The sequence below is a fragment of the Schnuerera sp. genome (assembly GCF_035459645.1).
Taxonomy (GTDB): Bacteria; Bacillota; Clostridia; order Tissierellales; family Tepidimicrobiaceae; genus Schnuerera.
Map to the genome: position 1 here is coordinate 1 of NZ_DATHXO010000058.1, position 1,804 is coordinate 1,804.

The 1,804-nt window shown below is 31.5% G+C and carries 3 protein-coding genes; all 3 read right to left on the reverse strand.

Annotated features, from left to right (window positions below; translation table 11 throughout):
* Positions 1 to 248: hypothetical protein (locus VK998_RS01410; RefSeq protein ID WP_325224647.1), on the reverse strand; the 248-nt coding region annotated here is incomplete at its 3' end.
* 11 nt (positions 249 to 259) lie between these two features.
* Positions 260 to 1,501 (reverse strand): DUF4097 family beta strand repeat-containing protein, encoded by a 1,242-nt coding sequence (locus tag VK998_RS01415; RefSeq protein WP_325224649.1) that lies wholly within the window; start codon positions 1,499 to 1,501, stop codon positions 260 to 262.
* A gap of 12 nt (positions 1,502 to 1,513) precedes the next feature.
* Positions 1,514 to 1,804 (reverse strand): DUF2089 domain-containing protein (locus VK998_RS01420; RefSeq protein ID WP_325224651.1); only part of this gene is annotated, 291 nt, incomplete at its 5' end.

A 1,804-nucleotide genomic window follows, 5' to 3' on the forward strand; every position in this document is an offset into this window, starting at 1 on the left:
AACGCGTAGTAGAGGATCGGGAAGCCGGCGATCCACTCCCCCGGAGCCGGGTACCCCGCGAACCACTGGATCTCGCTCAGCGCCGGGAGGGTGTAGGAGGTGTATCCGGTGATGAACTCGTCCTGCACGTAGTGGTACGGCAAGGTCGACATGTAGATCAGCACGCCGAGTTGCAAAGCCATCGTGCCGAGAATGGGGACGACGTCGCCGGAGTCGACCCATGATCCGGTGGCATCTTTAAAATCCATAATCCAACCTCCTATCTTATTTTTATTGAACCATTAGAAGTATAAGCATTCAAAACAAAATGTTCTTTATTTTCATCAAAATCGGCGGTATGAGCGGCTATTTTTTTTATGCCTAAATTGACCTGTTTGTTTACCTTATATATAAGGTTTGGTATATCTAAACTAATATTGCCTAAAGAAGTCTCTAGGTGGAAATAACTCATTTTTTTAACTTCACCTATTTCTACATCAATAGTTGAATTAGAGGTTGAAAGTTTTAATTCATTAATTTTTTCATTATCTAAATCTTTACATATTATTTTTCCATTAGATGTAGTAAGTTTAACTACCTTACTATTTATATCATTAATTTCTATGGAACCATTGGAAGTATTACCAGAGATATTGTCTGCTAAAATGTCAGATAGATTAATTCTGCCATTTTTAGTAGAAACTATTAAATTATTAGTATCAATATCTTCTATTTTAATTCCAGAATTTGTACTTATTGCATTTATCCTAGGAGAAGAAATGTCTATTAAATTAATTCGTCCATTTTTTGTTGATAAATCAATATCTTTACTTGTAATATCCTTTAATGAGATAGAGCCATTACTTGTTTTACAATATAGTATTCCTAAGTTTAAATTTTCTACCTGAAGTTTACCATTGGATGTATTTAAATTTATTCTCTCGTAATATCTATTAGGTAAATATACATCCAAATTCATCATTACATTATTTGCATATAGAGGTTCAAATATTATTTTATTATTTTCTTCATATAGATCATAAAACTTATCATTCTTATCAAAATTACTATGTTTATGTTGATAAACGATTTTAATTAATAGTTTTTCTTTTTCCCAGCTTTTCAAATTGATACTACCATTAATTGATTTTAAGTGGATTGTAGGGCTATCCATATGAGAGATATCCCTCTCAATTTTGGTATTTATTACTTCATAGTTACCTAGAAGATTAAAGGGATTTCCTGTGTTGAATAAATTACTAAAAGCATTGGCTAATTTACTACCTAAGTCTGTCCCTAAACTTTCTACCTTCTTCCCCTGTTCATTAATATTTTTTTCTAACACTTCTAGTTTTTTCTTAGTTTTGTCAATATCAATAAATTTTTCTTTATTGTCTTCAGTGGATTCAAACTCTATGAAGCTTTCAGTTTCTTCTAATGCTTCTAATAGTTTTACTGCTTCTTCACTGGTAATTTTACCTTCTTCTAACATGGACAATACCATTAATTTTTCATCCTTCATTTTAAATCCCCCTTATTCTTCTCCTTTAAGGAGTTTAATAGCCTCTTCAGAAGAAATCTCTCCTTCATCTAATTTTCTTAATATTTCTTTTTTATCTATTTTAGGTTCGTTATACTGAGGTTTATATCCTAATGTTTTTATAACGTCTTCCAATTTGTTTCTAACTGTTGGATAAGATATACCCAGGTCCTTTTCAATTTCTTTTATATTTCCTCTATTTCTAATAAATGCTTCTAAAAAGTTTTTCTGCTCATTTGAAAGCTTACAGAATTTACATAAAGAAAAATTTCCCTCTATACTGGT

Bases quoted from the DNA above. Each gene is read 5' to 3' on its own strand.
- VK998_RS01415 (WP_325224649.1), bottom strand. From the start codon at position 1,501: ATGAAGGATGAAAAATTAATGGTATTGTCCATGTTAGAAGAAGGTAAA.